14 protein-coding genes are annotated in these 19,608 nt (G+C 56.7%); 10 read left to right on the top strand and 4 right to left on the bottom strand.

Annotated elements, in window-relative coordinates:
- Positions 1-106: 106 nt before the first annotated feature.
- The 9 genes from AC5S16_RS16950 to AC5S16_RS16990 all read left to right on the top strand — a co-directional run bounded on the left by AC5S16_RS16950 (position 107) and on the right by AC5S16_RS16990 (position 12,203).
- The gene (locus AC5S16_RS16950; RefSeq protein ID WP_493931284.1) at positions 107-547 is read left to right on the top strand and encodes an ExbD/TolR family protein; all 441 of its coding nucleotides are present in this window, start codon (positions 107-109) and stop codon (positions 545-547) included.
- A 42-nt stretch (positions 548-589) separates the two neighbouring features.
- Positions 590-1,027, top strand: coding sequence for an ExbD/TolR family protein (locus AC5S16_RS16955; RefSeq protein ID WP_493931285.1), 438 nt, complete (start codon positions 590-592; stop codon positions 1,025-1,027).
- Positions 1,028-1,275: 248 nt separating this feature from the next.
- Positions 1,276-2,112 carry a tetratricopeptide repeat protein gene (locus AC5S16_RS16960; protein ID WP_493931286.1) on the top strand — a complete coding sequence of 279 codons (837 nt, stop codon included), beginning with the start codon at positions 1,276-1,278 and terminating at the stop codon, positions 2,110-2,112.
- Positions 2,113-2,201: 89 nt separating this feature from the next.
- Positions 2,202-3,716 carry an acetyl-CoA carboxylase biotin carboxylase subunit gene (gene accC, locus AC5S16_RS16965; protein ID WP_493931287.1) on the top strand — a complete coding sequence of 505 codons (1,515 nt, stop codon included), beginning with the start codon at positions 2,202-2,204 and terminating at the stop codon, positions 3,714-3,716.
- Positions 3,713-4,219 carry an acyl-CoA carboxylase biotin carboxyl carrier protein subunit gene (locus AC5S16_RS16970; protein WP_493931288.1) on the top strand — a complete coding sequence of 169 codons (507 nt, stop codon included), beginning with the start codon at positions 3,713-3,715 and terminating at the stop codon, positions 4,217-4,219. The genes accC and AC5S16_RS16970 overlap by 4 nt, the downstream gene beginning before the upstream one ends.
- A 421-nt stretch (positions 4,220-4,640) precedes the next feature.
- The gene (locus AC5S16_RS16975; RefSeq protein WP_493931289.1) at positions 4,641-6,707 is read left to right on the top strand and encodes an FG-GAP-like repeat-containing protein; all 2,067 of its coding nucleotides are present in this window, start codon (positions 4,641-4,643) and stop codon (positions 6,705-6,707) included.
- Positions 6,708-6,959: 252 nt separating this feature from the next.
- Complete coding sequence (locus tag AC5S16_RS16980; RefSeq protein ID WP_493931290.1) at positions 6,960-9,044, top strand: FG-GAP-like repeat-containing protein; 2,085 nt, start codon at positions 6,960-6,962, stop codon at positions 9,042-9,044.
- Positions 9,045-9,190: 146 nt separating this feature from the next.
- Positions 9,191-9,511, top strand: a complete 321-nt coding sequence (locus AC5S16_RS16985) for a hypothetical protein (RefSeq protein ID WP_493931291.1) — start codon at positions 9,191-9,193, stop codon at positions 9,509-9,511.
- Between the two features lie 46 nt (positions 9,512-9,557).
- Positions 9,558-12,203 (top strand): carboxypeptidase regulatory-like domain-containing protein, encoded by a 2,646-nt coding sequence (locus tag AC5S16_RS16990; RefSeq protein WP_493931292.1) that lies wholly within the window; start codon positions 9,558-9,560, stop codon positions 12,201-12,203.
- 46 nt (positions 12,204-12,249) lie between these two features.
- Here AC5S16_RS16990 and AC5S16_RS16995 read toward each other — a convergent pair whose 3' ends face one another.
- From AC5S16_RS16995 to AC5S16_RS17010, 4 genes are all read right to left on the bottom strand, one after another.
- Positions 12,250-13,242, bottom strand: coding sequence for a Gfo/Idh/MocA family protein (locus AC5S16_RS16995; RefSeq protein ID WP_493931293.1), 993 nt, complete (start codon positions 13,240-13,242; stop codon positions 12,250-12,252).
- A 20-nt stretch (positions 13,243-13,262) separates the two neighbouring features.
- Positions 13,263-14,363: a SurA N-terminal domain-containing protein gene (locus AC5S16_RS17000; RefSeq protein ID WP_493931294.1), complete on the bottom strand. Its 1,101-nt coding sequence runs from the start codon at positions 14,361-14,363 to the stop codon at positions 13,263-13,265.
- A gap of 84 nt (positions 14,364-14,447) precedes the next feature.
- Positions 14,448-15,401, bottom strand: coding sequence for a DsbA family protein (locus AC5S16_RS17005; protein WP_493931295.1), 954 nt, complete (start codon positions 15,399-15,401; stop codon positions 14,448-14,450).
- Between the two features lie 50 nt (positions 15,402-15,451).
- Positions 15,452-17,845 (bottom strand): LPS-assembly protein LptD, encoded by a 2,394-nt coding sequence (locus tag AC5S16_RS17010; protein ID WP_493931296.1) that lies wholly within the window; start codon positions 17,843-17,845, stop codon positions 15,452-15,454.
- Positions 17,846-18,113: 268 nt separating this feature from the next.
- Between AC5S16_RS17010 and AC5S16_RS17015 the strand changes: the two genes are divergently transcribed.
- On the top strand, positions 18,114-19,268 hold the full coding sequence (locus AC5S16_RS17015) for an RDD family protein (RefSeq protein ID WP_493931297.1): 1,155 nt from the start codon (positions 18,114-18,116) through the stop codon (positions 19,266-19,268).
- Positions 19,269-19,608 lie beyond the last annotated feature (340 nt).

The raw sequence follows: 19,608 nt of genomic DNA on the forward strand, positions 1-19,608 counted from the left end.
AATCCTGTGCTTCCGCAGGGCGGTAAAATGGCCGCCCTGCTGGAAGCGGTTTTCCGGATGGTTGCGGTAAGGCTTTTGAGGAAGACCCCGATCGACGGAGCAGAAGATGGCATTAGTTAAGAGAAACGAAGGCGCTAAAGTTAATTCAAACATCAACGTCACGCCCATGGTGGACGTGATGCTGGTGCTGCTGATCATCTTCATGGTCATCACGCCCATGTTGCAGAACAAAGTGTCTGTAGACATGGTGAGAACGGAAAATGCAATCGCCATGCCTGACGCCGACCACGAAGATGCAGTGGTCGTAGCCGTGACGCGCGACAGCCAGGTGTTCCTTGGCCAGGATCGCGTCCAGATGGCTGATCTGGGCACAAGGGTGTCCGACATGCTGCAGAACAAGACCAACAAGATGGTTTATTTCCGCGCTGACTCGCGTGCACACTATGGCACGGTGATGGATGCGATTGACGCTGTGCGCACATCCGGAGTGGAGCAGGTTGGCCTGCTGACGGAGCAGCGTTCGAATGCGGTTGGTGGCGGACAATAATCCGGGAGTTTTACGCTGCCGGAGAAATGAGGATTTTGACTTATGGCAATGGGAAGTGGTTCGGGTCCAGGTGGACTCAATGCCGATATTAACGTCACTCCGCTGATTGACGTGTTGCTGGTGCTGCTGATTATCTTCATGGTCATTGTGCCGGTCACTCCGCACGGCCTTGAGGCGCAGGTACCGCAGCCGCCGAAGAATCCGCAGCAGCAGAACCCGAATGATCTCACGATCGTGGTACAGGTTCTTGGCCATGCCGGCGGGCCGCCGAGCTACAAGATCAACCAGGACGATGTCGCAAAGAATGATCTAAGCACCCGCCTGAATGCCATTTTCTCGATCCGCGCAGAAAAGGTCCTGTTCATCAAGGGCGATGCCGATCTGAGCTATGCGCCGGTGGCGGAAGTTGTAGACATTGCACGCGGCATTGGTGTCGACCATATCGGATTGATCACGCCGAAGATCGAGGCGGGCCAGTAAGGTATCGGCCCGCCGCTTGACGCTTGTCATACGGCGGAAACCAATTACAATCACAGCGCAGAGACTTTTCGACACATCCCAGGGCTATGCGCGGTTTCGAGCGGAAACAGGATGATGGACAGCGCGCAAAGTGTTCCGCTACGCACGCCGGCCTGATGCCGGGGGAAATGGGTAAGGGGAGCAGTACTGATTTTTGCAGTGCCGGCCGCACGCTGGCGATCAGGCGATTAAAGGAGATGAGAGACAGAATGAATCGAATCGCACGTTTTCCGGTAATGGCGGCTGCGTTCCTGGCGATGCTGACCATGATGACCGGGTGTGACCGCCTCAAGGCGCGCGACCATCTGAACAAGGGCGTCGCCGCCTACAAGAATGCCAGATATGAAGAGGCAATCGGCCATTTTCAGAGTGCGGTAAATCTTGACCCCTCGCTGCCGATGGCGCGCCTTTACCTGGCAACAGCGTATGCCCAGCAGGTCGTCCCCGATCTCAAAACGCCTGAAAACCTGAAGAATGCGAACCTTGCGATTCAGGGCTTTCAGGGAGTGCTCGACAAGGACCCGAAAGATGTCAGCAGTCTCAAGGGCATAGCCGGACTCTATTTCCAGATCGACGAATTCGACAAGGCCAAGGAGTGGCAGCAGAAGGTGCTGGCTGTCGACCCGCAGGACGCGGAAGCTGCCTATACGATCGGCGTGATCAACTGGGGCATTGCCCACAGGAATGCTGTGCAGGCACTCGCTGCAGTCGGCCAGCAGGACCAGGGTGATGGCAACCCCAAGATGCCGAAGGATGTTTGCAAGAAGCTTTCGGTGCAGAATACACCGCTGGTCACTGAAGGCATGCAATACCTGCAGAAAGCGCTCGACATTCGCCCCAACTATGACGACGCCATGGCGTACATGAACCTGATGTACCGCCGCAAGGCCGATCTTGAGTGCGGCAATGAACAGGCCCGCAAGGAAGACGTAGACCAGGCAGTGCAGTGGAGCTCCAAGGCCATCGGCACGCGCAAGACCAACGAAGAGAAGAAGAACAACGCGCCCGGCGGCATCGTTATGGATGGCCAGGGCAATATGAAGTAAGTTCTTCCTGATCGGACAAGTGAATGCGAAAGCCCCCTGGTTTGGGGGCTTTCGCATTTATGCAACCTTTCTCTAGAATCCACACTGGAATGAGCTTCCGCAAAATCCTTATTGCCAACCGCGGAGAAATCGCTCTCCGCATTGTGAGAGCGTGCCGCGAATTGGGAATCGCTACTGTCGCGGTGTATTCCGATGCCGACCGCGCTGCGCTGCACGTACTTGAAGCGGATGAAGCCTATCGCCTCGGGCCTGCTCCGGCAGCAGAGTCTTATCTACGGCGAGACTTGATTCTTGAGACGGCACATCACTCCGGCGCTGAGGCGATTCATCCCGGTTATGGTTTTCTTTCTGAGAATGCAGACTTCGCAGAGATATGCGAACAATCCGGAATCAAGTTTATTGGGCCGCCTTCAAGCGCCATGCGCGCCCTGGGATCGAAGACGCGCGCGCGGCAGGCAGCAGATGCAGCGAAGATGCCGCGCACTCCTGGATCGGTGACCGGCCTGGCCTCGCTTGATGAAGCGCGCGCTGTTGCCGCACAAATTGGATATCCCGTGATGCTCAAGGCTGCTGCAGGCGGAGGCGGCAAAGGCATGCGCGCAGTGTTTTCTGAGCCAGAGATGGCATCGGCTTTCACGACAGCAGCAAGCGAAGCCGAGCGTGCTTTCGGTTCAGGCGAAGTGTATCTGGAAAAACTGATTGAGCAGCCGCGCCATATTGAAATTCAGATACTGGCTGATGAACACGGGAACTGCGTGTCGCTCGGTGAGCGCGAATGCTCAGTACAGAGACGCCATCAAAAAGTGATCGAAGAAGCTCCATCGGCGGTGGTGGATGAAGACCTGCGCCGCAGGATGGGTGAGGCTGCTGTGCGGCTGGCGAAATCCGCAGGGTACACGAACGCGGGCACGGTGGAGTTTCTGGTCGATGAAGAGCGGAACTTCTATTTCCTTGAAATGAATACACGCCTGCAAGTGGAGCATCCGGTGACGGAGCTGGTCACAGGGCTTGATCTGGTGCATCTGCAAATACGAATTGCCCAGGGCGAGCCGCTGCCATTCCGACAGGAAGATATTCACCTGCGCGGCCATGCGATGGAGTGCCGCATCTACGCCGAAGATCCGGATAACGGTTTCTTTCCTTCTCCGGGGAAGATTACCCGGTTGCTGCAGCCGGGAGGGCCGGGGATTCGCGAGGACTCCAGCATTTACGAAGGCTGGACAGTGCCGATGGAGTACGACCCGATGCTCTCGAAGCTCATTGCCTACGCTCCTGATCGCTCGACAGCAATAGCACGCCTGCTGCGTGCGCTCGATGAGTATGTGATTGGTGGTATCCGGTCGAATCTGAATTTATTTCGCCGCATCCTTCGTGACGCGGATTTCAAGGCTGCATGTATCGATACGGGTTATCTCGACCGGCTGCTGGCCGCGGATAAAACCTCGCAGGAATTATCCTCGGATACAGACCAGATTGCCGTGATCGCGGCTGCGTTATTTGAAAGCCTGCGACCGAAGAATGGTAACGGGAACAAAGCTTCCGCGAACCACGACAGATCGAGCGAATGGAAGCAGGCTGCGCGCCGCGAGGGTCTGCGCGCATGAAGCTTGAGATCGAGATGAACGGCGAGCTGCGCCGGATTGAGTTAATCGCTTCTGATATTGACGGTGTCTATCGAGCCACTGTTGAGGATGGGCCGGAGATAGCGATTCAAGCACATGTGCTGCGGCCCGGAGTGCTTTCGCTTGAGATTGCCGGAAGATCCTACCGCTGTGTGCTCGAAGAGAGCGCCGAGGGGCCGGCCATTCACTTTGCCGGCGCGCGCATTCCTTATCGGGTGGATGATCCGCGTTCGCTGAAGTCGCGCCGCAGCCGCGCGGGCGGCCATGATGGCCCGAAGTCCGTCACCGCTCCCATGCCGGGTCGAGTGGTGCGCGTGCTGGTCAGCAAAGGAGATGCGGTTGAGGCGCATCAGGGGATCGTGGTGATTGAAGCAATGAAGATGCAGAATGAGTTGAAGTCGCCAAAGGCGGGCAAGGTGATTGAGCTACGCGCCACAGCCGGCGGGACCGTGATTGCGGGTGAAGTGCTTGCCGTGGTGGAGTAAGTGCTTGATATCCGGCGCTCACGGCTGCTGTCATTTTTTAACTTGCCTTGTTAACGATTTCGATACTACGATCACGGCTATGAAGTATGGTCCGTGTCCTTTAGCAGTTGCACACACTGGACCACATTTTCACCCACAGCCCAGCTTCACGACGGTAAACTAACGACCTATCCCCTTCGGCGCAGCCAACTGTGCCAAAGCATGTTTCTCTGACTGCTTTCGGTAATAAAAATCTGGACAGGGCTGTAACTGCGGGCGGGGTTCTCGTTGCAGCGGAATTATGCCCGTCGTTTACAGTTGCTGCCATTTGCTTAACTTGCACGTTACGATTTCGGTACGGTAGGGACCATAATTTCGGCGAAGGCGCATGCTCGCATGTGCTGACGTGCTCATTTTTCCCTCTATCCCCAAGGAGGCCAACGTGATCTCTACACGTACCTGCGCCCTGATGTTCAGTCTGCTGCTCGCGCCGATTTCCGGCTGGGCTGCTACGCCGTCACCCTCTACCACGACGCTGTTGCTTTCTTCTTCTTCAGTCTCGAACAATACTGCGGTAATACTCGTAGCTGAGGTCAGTTCCGGCGGCAAGGCAGTCACAACCGGCCAGGTGCTCTTTTGCGATGCCGCAGCAACCTATTGCGAAGACTCGGCCATCCTGCGCACGGCGCAACTGACTTCCGCAGGCACGGCGGCAGTCAAGCTGACGCCGGGAATCGGCACGCATTCCATCAAGGCCGTCTTTGTTGGAACCAATACGATCGCGGGCAGCAGCTCGAATGCCGAGCCGCTGAGTGTCACAGGACAATATCCAACCACGACTACGGTCGCTGTTTCCGGAAGTTCGGGCAGTTACACATTGAGCGCGACTGTGGCGGGCATCGGCAGCTTGACTGCAGGACCCACCGAACAGGTCTCATTTTTGAGCGTTCCTAATGGTACTGAAATAGGCGCCGCAACGCTGGGAGCATCGACACCTGAGCTGAACTTTTCTCCTGGTACAGGGTATGCCCTCAGCGGGCTTCCAAATTGCGTTGCAGTGGGTGACTTCAACCGGGATGGATGGCTTGACATAGCTGTGGCTACCGGCAGTGCTATCAGTGTGCTATTGGGCAAAGGTGATGGCACCTTTCTAAACCAGGTGACTTACGGTACCGGTTCAAACTCCGTTGCAGTCGGCGACTTCAACGGAGATGGCATACCGGATCTGGTGGCCACAAATTATGGAAGCAATACCGTAAGCGTGTTTCTGGGGAGTGGCCATGGCCTCTTCCAAAGCCCGGTCACGTATGCCACGGGCAGTGGCCCTGCACAGGTTGTTGTCGGCGACTTCAATGGAGATGGCAAGCAGGACCTGGCTACGGTAGAAGAGAACCTTAGCGGCACTTCAGTCACATCGAGTCTGCTGAGCATATTGCTGGGCAATGGAGATGGCACTTTCCAAAGCCAGCTGCAATCTGATATTCCCTCGATTGCAGTGTCCCTCGCGGCAGGCGATTTCAATGGGGACGGCAAGCTGGATCTGGCCATCGTTGGCTCTGCATCCACAACCGCCGACGGCAGCGCAAGCGTTTTATTGGGCAACGGCGATGGCACCTTCCAGACCGGGGTCAACTACGCTACCGGCGTGGAACCGCAGTCTGTTGTGACAGGGGACTTCAATGGGGACGGCAAGCCGGACCTGGCTGTATGGAATTTCTCAGGTTCGAGCACTAGTGTACTGCTGAACAATGGTGATGGCACTTTCCAGAGCCAGAAGACCTATGGTTTAGGTTCCTCTTCCTCCTACATTGCAGTGGGTGATTTCAACCGGGATGGCAAGCTGGATCTGGCCTCGCTGAATCTGATCGGAAATCCCAGCAGGGGCGCCACGAACAATACGGTGGGCATCCTGCAGGGCAACGGCGATGGCACCTTCCAGAATGAGGTAACATATGGCACCCTTCTGAAGTCTCCTGTTGCGTTCGCAGTCGGTGACTTCAACGATGACGGTAATCCGGACCTCGCTGTGACGGACAACTGGAATGCCAATACTGTGTATGCGGAACTGAATCAGTTCGCACAGACAGCAACGGCAACAACAACGAACGTCCAGCCGGGATTCAACCAGTACTTCGATGCCGTATATAGCGGAGACAGCAACTACATCGGTTCGTATTCCTGCCAGATCGGCCTGAATACGAATAGAACACCAAGCGCCCCGGTCATCTCAGGGGTTACTGTCTCCAACATCACATCCACCTCGGCAACCATCAGCTGGACCAGCAATTTCGCCACCTATGGCGGAGTGAATTATGGACTGACCACTGCCTTCGGCAGCAAGACACCCTGGCCCTTGGGGGGAATCTCCACGGCTCAATCCTTCACACTGACTGGTCTGACTCCGGGATCAACCTACGATTACCAGGCATGGTCTGTGGCGTACTTCAGTGGGTGCACGCACTGGACGACATTCGCGCCCACTGCCACCTTTACCACGGCAAATCAGTAGCCCTATCCCCTTCGGCGCGCAGCTAATCGCGCCGAAGGGTTCTTCTCTTATCTGCTTTCGGTAATAACAATCTGGACAGGGCTGTAACCGCGAGCGAGGTTCTTGCTGTAGCGGAAGAACGCCGATCGCTTACGGTCGATGTTATTTGCTTAACTTGCACGTTACGATTTCGGCACTATGGTAGGGATCTGGCGAAGGCACATACTCGCTTGTGCTGACGTGATCATTTTCTCTAACCCCCAGGAGGCCAATGTGATCTCCATACGTACCTGCGCTCTTATCTCTAGTCTGCTGCTTGCGCCGCTCGCCGGCTGGGCAGCAACGCCGTCACCCTCTACCACAACGCTCACTCTTTCACCTTCTACGGTCGCGAAGAATGCTGCGGTGACATTTACCGCCGCAGTCAATTCCGGGGGCAAGACGGTTTCGCCCGGCAAGGTGCTCTTTTGCAATGCCGCGGCTGCCCGTTGCGAAGATGCAGCCATCTTCGGCACGGCGCAGCTGACCTCAGCCGGAACAGCGTCGATCAAGCTGACGCTGGGCGTCGGCACGCATTCCATCAAGGCAGTCTTTGCTGGAACCAATGCGATAGCGGGCAGCAGCTCGAATGCCGAGTCGCTGACGGTCACCGGGAAAAATTCCACCACGTCGACGATCTCTGTTTCGGGAAGCTCGGGCAATTACACCTTGTCTGCTGCCGTGGCCGGCGCCGGTAATCCCTCTGCAGGCCCAAGCGGGAATGTGTACTTCCTGGATGCAATGAATAACAGAGTGCTGGGCAATGCGGCTCTGGGAGCATCAACTCCGGCTCTTGGTTTTGGCAATGAGGGAGCGTCCACTGCTGCCGGCAGTACTCCTGCAGCAAATGTAACCGGTGACTTCAATAACGATGGCAAGCTGGATCTGGCAGTGCTGAACCAGGTAAATACAGCAGGAAGCATGAGCGTGCTGCTGGGCAATGGCAACGGCACTTTCCAACAGGCAGTGACTTACGCCACGGGAATTGACGCCAGCTCTATTGCAGCCGGTGACTTCAACAGCGACGGCAAACTGGATTTGGCCGTATTAAATCCGACCTCTGCTAGCTCCCAGGGCAGTGTGGGTGTGTTTTTGGGCAATGGCGATGGCACTTTTCAGAACCAGGTAACATATCCCGTCAGCGGTCATACTTACGTCACTGTCGGCGACTTTAACGGTGATGGGATTCCGGATCTGGTTACAGATGTGATTGACACAAGCAGCAGTACGCAGGGTGTAAGCATTCTCTTAGGCAATGGCGATGGCACCTTCCAGAGCCAGCAGACAATATATACCACCAGTGACGGTGTGCTAGGGACAATAGCAGTAAGCGATTTCAATAGCGATGGCAAGCTGGATATAGCTTTTCTGACCGAGCCTCCGGTGAGCCCTCCGGGCTATACTCTACGAGTCATGCTGGGCAATGGCGATGGCACTTTTCAAAGCCCAGTTAACACTGCGGTGGGATCGCCGACCCGTCTGCTTGCGGGCGATTTCAATGGCGACGGCAAGACAGACCTGGCTGTATATGAGTCCGGATCAGTTGCCTTAGGCGTACTGTTGGGCAATGGTAATGGCGCCTTCCAGAACGAGGTGTCCTACAGCTCCACTTATGGAGTTTCAGGTCTGTACCTGGGCGATTTCAATGGAGACGGCATACTGGATATGCTCACAACAGTTTTGCCGTCCGACGTACGCACCCCTCCCAGCCAGGTGGATGTGTTCCTGGGCAAGGGCGATGGTACCTTCCAGGGCACGATCGTTCCAACAAATGGCGTGTTCGACAGCAGCGTATACAGTGTCGGCGACTTCAATGGGGATAGCTATCCGGACCTCGCTCTATTGAACTTTGCCATCCAGCCAAATGGCAATGTAGGTGTATCGCTGAACGCATCCGGACAGACAGCGACGGCAACCGCAACACACATCAACGCAGGAAGCAGTCAGTACTTCTATTCCTTTTATCCGGGAGACAGCAACTATATTGGTTCCCTGTCCTGCCAGATCGGCCTGAATACAACGCCGAGCGCCCCGGTCATCTCAGGGGTTACTGTCTCCAACATCACATCCACCTCGGTGACCATCAGCTGGACCAGCAATGTCGCTACTTATGGCGGAGTGAATTATGGACTGACCACTGCCTTCGGCAGCAAGACCCCCTGGGTGGTGCCGGTCTCTACGGCACACTCGTTTACGCTGACCGGTTTGACTCCGGGATCAACCTACGACTATCAGGCATGGTCTGTGTCGTACTTCAGCGGTTGCAACCACTGGACGACATTCTCGTCCACTGCCACCTTTACTACGGCAAATCAGTAGTCTGGCCCCTTCGGCGCAACAAACCGCGCCGAAGGGTGTTCCTTCCGGTTTTGCGGTAACGAAAGTCTGAATTATCTCTCATTCAACTGCCTCAAACTTCGTTCATTTTTTGCTAAGAAACGCATTCTGCTCTATATTCATGCTAAATGCGTGTATTTCAATCAAGAGTGCGTTCGCAGGCTTCCTGGGCCCGTTGGCTCGGGGTATTCTGCATTGCTCTTGTACTGCTGGCCGGGTTCATCCAGGTCGTGCACACGCATCCCAGTGGCCAGGTAGACCGCGAAGGCTGCTCACTGTGCGTCACGGCGCACCATGTGGTGCAGGCAGTTGCGCTGGTCATACTGGCTGTTTTTATTCAGCAGGTTGTTCATCTTTTCTTCGCAGAAAGAAATACTGATCTCCCGCGCCAGCGCTTTCTTTTGAAGCTGGCCAACCGGCCTCCGCCTGTATCGCCTGTTTTTGCCTAAGCAGGTTTTAACCCAGGTCCCATAACATCTCCGGAGGTCGTATTCCATGCACGCTTTTGGGCGTAGCGTTGTATTTACTCTTCTTCTCTCAGTCTTTTTCTGTGTGGCTCGGGCCCAGTCAACGGGCAATTCGGGCACCATCAATGGCACTGTGACCGATCCGTCGGGCGCGGTAGTGTCCGGCGCCACAGTCGTGATTCATAACCCTGTGAGCCAATATGAACGCACGACAACAACAGATACGGCTGGTCATTTTCAATTCCCCAACGTCCCCTTCAATCCCTATCACCTTACGGTTACGGTGAGCGGCTTTGCCAATGCTTCGAAAGATGTGGACGTGAATTCGGTCGTGCCTGTCAGCGCGAACTTCAGCCTGTCACTCGGCGAGGCTTCGAGCACGACGGTGACAGTGACCGGTGAAGACCTGGTTGAGAACGATACGACCATGCACACTGATATCGACCGCGGTCTCTTCCAGAAGCTTCCGCTCGAAAGCCAGTCGTCGTCGGTCAGCTCGCTGGTGACGCTCGCTTCTCCCGGTGTTGCGGCAGATTCGAACGGCCTTTTCCACGGTCTTGGCGATCACGCTTCGAACTCGTTTTCGGTAGACGGGCAGCCCATTACCGATCAACAGAGCAAGGTGTTCTCCAACCAGATTCCATCAGATTCGGTGCAGTCACTGGAAGTGATCGACGGCGCTCCCCCAGCCGAGTACGGTGGCAAGACAAGCCTTGTGATCAAAGTCACGACGCGCTCGGGACAGGGCTTGAAGAAGCCAACTGGCAGTATCAATACTTCCTATGGAACCTTCGGCTCCGTGAACGGCGGCTTTGATCTCGGATATGGCGGAGACAACTGGGGAAACTTCATTTCGGCCAATGGGTTGAATACAAGTCGTTTTCTTGATCCGCCGGAGTTCAAGGTTTTTCACGATAGAGGCAACGAGCAAAATATCTTTGACCGCGTGGACTACAGTCTGACGCAGGCGGATTCAGTTCATCTGAACCTGAACTACTCGCGTTCGTGGTTCCAGACGCCGAATGCCTACGACAACCTGAATGTGCTTGATCAGGATGGAAACAACGTCGGCGCAACCGATCAGAAGTCGAAGATTGAGACATTCAACATTTCACCAACATATACACGTCTGGTGAGCAATAACTCTGTCTTTAACCTTGGCGCTTACGTGCGCAAGGACGCTTATAACTACTATCCCAGCGGCAATCCTTTTGCCGACCTGGGGCCGATCCAGCAGGAGAGCATTGGGCAGTACAGGACGCTCTTGAATGCAGGCGCACACTCGGACATCTCGTATGTGAAGGGCATTCATAACTTCAAAGCAGGTGTGGTGTACGAGCATACTTTTTTGCGCGAGCACGACAACCTGGGTATCGTAGATGCCGGGCTCAACGCACCGTGTTTTGATGCGGATGGAAATCCGGTGAACGGGTTCAGCGATCCGTCGCAGTGCACGGCTGCGGGTGACCAGCCGAATCCTGATTTCGATTCTGACCTGTTGCCTTATGATCTGACGCGCGGAGGAGGCCTCTACCGCTTCTTTGGTCATACGGACGTGAAAGAGCTGGCCCTGTATGCGGAAGACCAGATCACGAAGGGAAACTGGATCTTCAGTGTGGGCATGCGCGGTGATTTGTATAACGGACTGACGCGCGAACGCCAGGCGGAGCCCCGCGCAGGCATTGCATACAACATCAAGCCTTCAAACACAGTGCTACGCATCTCGTATGCACGCACGCTGGAGACTCCGTTTAATGAAAACCTTGTGCTCTCGAGCATCGGATGTGGAGACGCGGTGCTCTCGCCGCTGCTTGCCTGCACGCCGGGTGTCATAGGCAGGCTCACTCCAGGTTTCCGCAATGAATTCCATGCCGGGCTGCAGCAGGCCTTTGGCAAGTATCTTGTTATCAGCGGCGAGTATATCTGGAAGTACACGCACAATGCGTTTGACTTCGGCGTGCTGGGCAATACACCGATCACCTTCCCCATCAACTGGCACAACTCGAAGATCCCCGGCTTCACTCTGCGCGCGGATGTACCGAACTTCCATAACATCAGCGCGTTTGTGGTGATGTCTTCGGTGGCCGCGCGCTTCTTCCCGCCGCAGATTGCAGGCGCAGGTGCGACTGTCGGGCAGAGCGGCACGCCCTTCCGCATCGATCACGACGAGCGCTTCAATCAGACGACGCACATCCAGTACCAGATGCCGTGGCGCAAGACTACCTGGTACAGCTTCAACTGGAGATATGACAGCGGCCTCGTCGCCGGGTCTGTTCCGTTTGCCACAGACACGACTACGCCGGTCGATCTGACGGGACTCACGGCGGACCAGCAGCAACAGGCGGGACTGATGTGTGCCGGCGTGAAGGCGACGCTTTCGGCGCCGTTGACCTCGTGCGCGCCGTCACAGTATTCATCGAATCTGGTGAAGATACCTGCGCCGGGCACGGAGAATGACGACAAGAACCCGCCGCGCATCCAGCCGCGCAGCCTGTTCGATATGGCGATGGGCGACGATAATCTCTTTGGCGGCGACCGCTTCAAGTGGGGGGCGCGAGTCACGGCAGTCAACGTGACCAACAAATACGCGCTCTATAACTTTCTCTCGACCTTCAGCGGAACGCACTATGTGACGCCAAGGGCGATTACAGGACAGATCAGCTTGTCGTTCTAAGCTGTAGTGCCGGGAGCGATTCCAGCATCGTTCCCGGCTCCAATAATTATGGAATGATTTGCTTCGATCCGCTGTGCCAGCTTGCATATGCTGCGTCGAGCACGCGCTGGTTGTGGAGCGCGTCTTCGCCGGACGCAAGGTAGTCGCCGCGGCCTTCTACTGCGGCAGAGAAGCTGTCGAGCATGCGGCTGTAGGCGTCGGCATTCGAGACGCGCTGGTGCGCAGCCACTTTTCCTTCGCGGTAAAGAACGACATCGACAGGGTGATCGACTGTGAGCCCGTTCTCGCAGACGATGATTCCGGTTTCGCCGGTGACTTCGATCAGGCTGCGATATTCGGCACGCGTGGTGACTGAAACAGAACCCATCGCGCCATTGCCGAATTCGAGCGCCACGATAGCATGCGATTCAACCGCGCCCGACTTCGCATCCTTGTGCGCCAGTGTGCTGACGCTGATGATGTCTGTGCCGAATACGAAGCGCAACGCATCAAGGCAGTGGATGGCAACATCGCCGATAGGACCGCCGAGCGCGAGCGTCGGGTCGTAAATCCATGCGCGCGGACTGCGCTCCGTGTTGTAGGAGAACTGCGAATGCGCCAGCACGGGCGCGCCGATGCGGCCTTCGGTGATCCATTCGCGAATGAGCTGCACGCTCGCGTTGTAACGCATGTTCTGCGCTATTCCAAAGACAACGCCGGCAGCGCGGGTGGCGAAGAGCATTTTCTCAGCTTCTGCTGCGTTCATCGCCAGAGGTTTTTCGCAGATAACAGGCTTGCCGTGTTGCGCGGCCAGCAGGACATGCGAAAGATGCAGCGCGTCGGGCGAGACGACGAAGATGGCGTCGATTTCAGGTGAAGAGCAGAGCGCTTCCGCCGAGGGAAAGATGTGCGGGATGTGATGGTCGCGGGCATTCGCAGCAGCCTTGGCGGGATCGCGCCGCCAGAGGCCTGCTGCGGTGGATGACTGCGTTGCAACGAATGCGGGCATGAGCCGCTTGCTGGCATGATGGCCGAAGCCGAGGATTCCGTAGCGGATCATGTGGCAGCATCCCCCCCGAATTATTTTTCGCCGTTCTTGAAGATATCTTCTGCGAAGTAGTTTTCTACGCGCGCCTGGTCGCGCAGCATTTCAAGATATGCGTTGCGCAGCAACTGCTGGCGTGCGTCGCGCAACTGGCCGCGGATGCTCTGCTGCACGCGCGGATCGTTCAACTCGCGCTGGCCGGCAGCTTCGCGGTCGAGCAGCTTGTAGATGGCGTAGCCCACAACTTTGTGCTGCGGATCGGACATCGGGATTACGTCGGTGATCTGTCCCGGCTTGATCTTCTGAATCGCGGCATAAATTTCAGGATTTGAGTGCAGCTGCGACTCGGAAACGAAACCCATATCACCGCCGTTGGAAGCGGTGTCCTGCCGCTCGGAAAAGTTCTGCGCCAGCAGACCGAAGTCCTCGCCGCTCTCGAGACGGTTGTGCAGGGTCTCAATTTTCTTCTTTGCCTCCTCGTCGTTCGTCGCCTTGCTGTTTTGCAGGTTGCCTGTCTGCTGCTGCGGCGGGAGGGGCTGGCCGGTCACGATAACCTGCGCGAGATGGTACATCGGCTCGATCAAGTTGAATTCCGACTTATGCGCGTTATAGTAGTTCGTGATGTCGGCGTCGGCGATGTTGATCTTGGAATTGACCTCTCGGTTGAGAAGCTTCTCTTCGGTCTTCGAGCGGCGAATCTGGCGCTTCAGGTCGTCAACCGTCAGATGCTTGTCGGCGAGGCGCTTGTTGAACTCTTCCTGCGTGAAAGGCGCCTTGAATTCGTTGATCTGGTTGTCCACTTCCTCATCGGACGCGGTAAGGTTCAGCTTGGCGGCGCGCTGGGCCAGGATTTCCTCGTCAATGAGCTGGCGGATGATGTTCATGCGCACAATGTCAGCCTGCTCTTTGGAAGGCGGCTGCTGCTGCGAATCGCCGAGGTTGTTCTGATAGAGCGTATTCATCTCCGAGCGCATGATCGGCTTGCTATTGACGGTGGCGACCACATCTGGTCCATGGCTGCGATGGCAGCCGGCAACTCCGGCCACTGACAGAGCAGCAACGCCGAGAATGGCAATCTGCTGAAACGAAAATGTGGAGTGAATGGGTTTACGGGCGCCGTTCAATAAAAATTGCAACACTTATCTCCTTGGCGAGGCGGAATGCGCGCTTGCCAGTAATTTCAGAATAATCTTTGTACCTGCGACTGAAAAGTTGAGCATCTATTTGCCCTGCCCTTTGCTGTCGGCAGAGGCCGCCGGTTTCTCCGGAGCGGGCGGCGTAACGCCTTCCGCCTTCAGTGCGCGATCAATCGCCATCCATACCTGAGATTCAGGCAGAGCGCCGGAAAGCCGCTCGCCATTGATGAACAATGTTGGCGTGCCGTCGACACCGAGAGAGTCGCCTTCCTTCAGCGAGGCGCGCACGATGGAATCGTCCTGCTTTGTGAGGCAGGCATCGAGCTTGCCGGAATCGAGCTGGCTACGCTGGCCTTCGTCGCGGGCAAGCTTATCAAGGGTAGCGGCTGACTTAGCGGGGTCACGTTGCGGCCCGGTGACGTCGTCGCCGTGCGTATGCAGGTAGTCGACATAGTTCCAATAGGCCGTAGGGTTCTGCACAGCAATGCAGTTGGCGTCGATAGCGGCGCGCAACGCCCAGGGATGGATTTCAATCAGCGGGTAGTCCTTGTAGATGATCTTGATCAGGCCCTTGTAACGGTTCATGGTGTCCGGAAAGAGCTGCGCGTGCATTCTGGCGCAGTAAGGGCATTCGAGATCGTCAAAATTGACGATGGTGACTTTAGCCTCTGCGGTTCCGCGCATGGGGCGGTTGAGAGTCGAGATCAGATCGGAAGGGTTCCTGCTGAGGTCCCATTTGGAGAGACGCGCCAGGGTATTTCCGTCCTTTGAAAGCAGGAAGTTCAGCGTCTGCTGCTTGGTCGGGTCAGACGATGACGAGAATGTAATCGGCACGGTATCAAACCCAGTGATGTCGCTCTTGGTGCGTGCGCCGATGCTGACCTGCCAGTCCTGAGGAACGTTGAGCTGCGAGCGCACCAGAACTTCGATGCGGCGGTCGATCTTGGGATTATTGGAATTGTCCTGCGCCTTGCACCCGGCTGCCAGAAGCACGACGAGGCAGCCAAAAAAGAAACGGGCTCGATACAAGAAAACCACCTTTCCCGAGTGGGAGAAATCTATCTTTTGATTATCTCATTGCAGCCGGATCAGAAGATGCGCTCGACGCGCCGCAGACTTCCGGCGGAGGCGACGCTGGCCAGTGAAAAATTATAGAGATACTGCGTGTCATCGCGCACTGCTCCCAGCGAGTAACGGCGCACCTCAAAGCTCAAGCCACAGCAGTTCCAGTTATAGGTTGCCTGTACCGCTCCATACTGCACCTGGTGTTGCACGAAGTCATAGCCGAGGGTGCCACCCGCGCCGAGGCCCAGCTTGGTGGAATTGCCATAACTTCCGGTGAAGCGCAGCTGGTTGTAATTCGAGGTAATGTTCGACGACGGGCTTTGCGAAGGAGATGCAGAGCCTTCCGGCGCATTGAGGTGGTAGTCGCCGAGATTGAAAGTATAGTTGCCCTTCTTGTATGTGCCGTAGACATTGCTCGCGGTAATGCGGCCCAGGCGAGGGTCATAGTCGAGGTCCCACTCCACATCTGTGGCTGATGTGGTGCGCATGTGCAGGCGTGAAATCAGTGGCGAGAAGGTACGCGGCCCGGTAAGAAAGGCAATGCCGGTCAGGTCAACCGTGCTTGCCAGCACATTGCGCGTGCCGGTGGTGACGGCTCCCCCAAAGAAGTTGTTGAAGAAGTATTTCTGCGCAAGCTGCCATGAAAGCCAGTCAACTGTGCCTCCGCCGCACAGGTCGTCCGGGCCAAGTGCTTCATCGCCTTTGCAAGGGTGCGGATGCAAGTGGCGCAGGAAGAGCCGCTGTGTAACGGAGTAGTCGAGCTCGCTGGTGTCGCTGGCGATGTCTACGTCATCGAAGCGCAGGATGGAATCAAAATTGTTGATGCCGGTGACGTAGTGGTACTGGAAATCCGGCTCGATCGAATGCCGCAGATCGCCGCCGAAGATCCGGACAAGCCAGGGAGCGCTGAAGTCGCGCATGACTGCGGGAGGGCGGACGTCGATGCCGGCTTCAAAATCCTTGCGGTCAAGGCTCGCATCGCGCACGCTGGGCACAATGCCGAGAGGCGCGGGGTTCTGGCTCTTGCCATAAAACGTGTCGCGCACGGCAACTTCAGGGCGGAAGGTCCAGCCATCAAGATGAAAAGGCAAAGCGAGATGCGGATAAAGATCGACGCGCGGCACATAGTGCGCGTGGAAGGTCGTGGTATTCGCGCTGTTCGAAGGCTCGGAGCGCGACAGGGCAGCGACGGAGGCGATGCCTCCCCACATCAGCGGAGTTCCTTCAACATAGTGATCTTCAGCTTCGAGCTGCAGGCTGGGCAGGTGCATGAGACGGATTTCCGCGTTGGTGGTCGTGTTCTGGAAGCTCTGGTAGCGGTCGAAACGAAGGCTTTCGGCAAGACCATTCAACGCGTGCATGCCGAAGAGCTGCGACTTCACTTCAGAATTGATGGCGACGGCGTAGTTTTCTTCAAAGGCCTGGCGGTAGACGTAGGAGCTCAGATACTCGGCATCCACGATGGCGCGCGTATGGCTGCCCCAGTCGCGGCGGCCATCGATCAGCAGATCGGTGCCGCCCTGGTCGATGTTGCCCGGCTGCAGCCCGCGATCGAACAAAGCGCGGTAGTGGACGCGGAAGAAATCTTCACCAAAGCCGTGATAGCGGAACATCGCCATGGGCGCAAATCCACGCTTGGAGAAGTATTCGGTGCCCAGGCTGAGGTCCATGCTCCGGTTCAGGGCGAAGTAGACTTCTTCGCCAAGGATCAGTCCCCGTGTAGTGTCATTGCCGATGATGGGCAGCTCAAATCCGGAGCTGCGCTGGTCTTCACTCACGGGATGCGTGGCATAAGGCAGGTAGAACAGCGGCACGTGCAGCAGTTCGAAGGTCGTGTTGCGCGCCTTGGCGATACCGTTGTCCACGTTGATCTGCCGCGAAAGCAGCTGCCAGTCGGGCTTGGGCAGGCGGCAGGAGGTCATGGTGCCGTCGATGACTTTGTACCGCTCAGGGCCGAGTTTGAAGACCTCGCGCCCGGTAAAGGCGAAGGGATTCGGTGAAGTAAAGACGGTTTTGTTGCGCGGTCCTTCGGCTACACCGATGGTTCCTATCGCGTCGTAAAAATGTCCGGTGTCGTCATTGACGTTCATTTCGCCGTGGGTCGCGGTGACGTGCATATCGTCCCGGCCGCCGTCGACGATCAGATGGCCCTCTGCTGTCACTCCGCCGGTGTCGTTGTTATAGGTGACTTTGTCAGCCTGGATAACGTAGTCGCGGTAATGGATGACGACGTTGCCTTCGAGCGTATAAATATTGTCCTTCTCGCGCTGAGAGATGGCATGGATTTCGACCGGAACTCCAGTGGGCGGAGCGGGCACAACGCGCGCTACAGGAATATCAGGTGCGTCAGGAAGCTCATTTGAGCTGGATTTCGGAGACGAGGCTGCCTGATCTGCCGGAGGAAACTGCTTTGTCACTGCCTGTGGCCAAAGCTGCGGATGACAGAGGCAAAACAGCGTGATACACAAAAAGATGCGGGCTCTCATCGCGAGGGGCAATTTCAGCATAACAGGCTCAGTAACACGCTAGGAAAGCACCGCTGCTCTGGCTTACCAAAAATCGAACCTGTGCCCGGTCGGGATCGGTTCCGATGCGCGCACTGTTCGTGTCTCCGCTGCCTCCGGTTCCTCGAATGAGAAAAACGATGCGCTGCAACGCGCATCCGAACTATTACGGGGAATTCCATTGAGCACATCGACGTCGAACTTGCAGTTGGATCCTGCTACTTGGAAAGACGAAGTAAACGCGCGCCTGGCTGCCCACCGCAACCGCCGCTCGCGCACACCGGAGGAGCAGGCAGCGCTCCCGGGCTTTGACGTGCGCCAGGAAAACAGCGGCGCGCGCAAAAGCAATGTAGCTGCGCGCGTAGCTGAGCGCTACTCCAAAGCGCCTTCATACAACGAGGTTCTGGCTGCGCAGGCTGCTGCTGCTCATGCTGCAGAGGCGGCGGCCGAAGCTGCTGCTCAGGCGCATGCCGCGGCACAGGCCATGCTCGCAGAGATGGAAGCGACCGAGCAGCAAGCAGAATTTTCTTCTTCTGCTCCTCCTGTTGTCTTTGCCGAGCCAGAGCCGCCAAAGATGGAACGGGTGCAGGAAGCCGAGGCAATCGATCCTTTTATCGTTGAAGCGCCCGCGCCTCCGCAGCCTCTGCCTGCGAAACTGCTCGAATTCCCGCGCGAGCTGGTGGCCACGCGTAAGGCGCGCCCCCGGCTGGCCGAAGGGCCACTGCGCGATGCTGAACCGGGGCCGGAAGGCTCCCAGCTGCGCATCTTTGAAGTGGAGCCGGAGACCATCTCGAAAGAAATGGCCGCTGATCAGGCACTGCCGGAATGGCATTCGATCCGGTTAGATGCCAGGCCTGCAGCAGAGGAAGTTGCCACTCTCGAGACTGCTACGCGGGAGAGCTACACCCACCTTTTCGATCTGCCTCTGAAAGTTGCATCGCTCGAAGACCGCCTGATGGCCGGCATTGTGGATGCCGCTCTGGTCCTGGGCGCATTCTTTGTGTTCGTGCTAGTGTTTGTGGCCTGCACGGCGCATCCACCCACGGGCAAGACTGCGATTGCCGGAGCGGGCATCGCGCTGGGTGTGCTGTTCGTGCTCTACCAGTGGCTCTTCTTCACGTATTCCGATGCGACGCTGGGCATGCGCTATGCAAAGATCGCGCTCTGCACCTTCGACGACGACAACCCGACGCGCAAGACGATGCAAAACCGCGTAGGAGCGCTGCTGCTGTCAGCCCTGCCCATGGGGCTGGGATTCCTGTGGTCATTGTTTGATGAAGACCATCTCGGCTGGCACGACCGCATCACGCGGACGTATCAGAGAAGCTATCGGTAAGGAACTGCTTCCGAGCTTTATTTTCGGGAGTTAAACTAATAGAAGAAGCTTTACCTCCAAAACAATGGACAAGACGATTCGCAGAACAACTCATGAACAACAGCGGGCGGAGACGTACCGCTATTGGCAAAGCGTTTCTGCGGGAGAGAAGCTCAGTGCTGTGTGGGATGCGACCGTAGCCGCCAAAGGACTTCAAAGACGATCCAAATTCGGTGTATCAGATAGGCGTGGCCCCCACCAGGATTGATATTTTGCAAAGCATCGACGGCGTGGCATTTGAGGAAGCCTGGCAAAACAAGGTAGAGAGCCTGCCTCTGGACGTGAGCAGGACATTGCAGAT

The organism is Acidobacterium sp. FHG110202_01, assembly GCF_059115305.1.

Excerpts from the sequence above, each read along its gene's own strand:
- AC5S16_RS16950 (WP_493931284.1), top strand. The coding sequence starts at position 107 with ATGGCATTAGTTAAGAGAAACGAAGGCGCTAAAGTTAATTCAAACATC.
- AC5S16_RS16955 (WP_493931285.1), top strand. The coding sequence starts at position 590 with ATGGCAATGGGAAGTGGTTCGGGTCCAGGTGGACTCAATGCCGATATT.
- AC5S16_RS16960 (WP_493931286.1), top strand. The coding sequence starts at position 1,276 with ATGAATCGAATCGCACGTTTTCCGGTAATGGCGGCTGCGTTCCTGGCG.
- accC (WP_493931287.1), top strand. The coding sequence starts at position 2,202 with ATGAGCTTCCGCAAAATCCTTATTGCCAACCGCGGAGAAATCGCTCTC.
- AC5S16_RS16970 (WP_493931288.1), top strand. The coding sequence starts at position 3,713 with ATGAAGCTTGAGATCGAGATGAACGGCGAGCTGCGCCGGATTGAGTTA.
- AC5S16_RS16985 (WP_493931291.1), top strand. The coding sequence starts at position 9,191 with ATGCGTGTATTTCAATCAAGAGTGCGTTCGCAGGCTTCCTGGGCCCGT.
- AC5S16_RS16990 (WP_493931292.1), top strand. The coding sequence starts at position 9,558 with ATGCACGCTTTTGGGCGTAGCGTTGTATTTACTCTTCTTCTCTCAGTC.
- AC5S16_RS16995 (WP_493931293.1), bottom strand. The coding sequence starts at position 13,242 with ATGATCCGCTACGGAATCCTCGGCTTCGGCCATCATGCCAGCAAGCGG.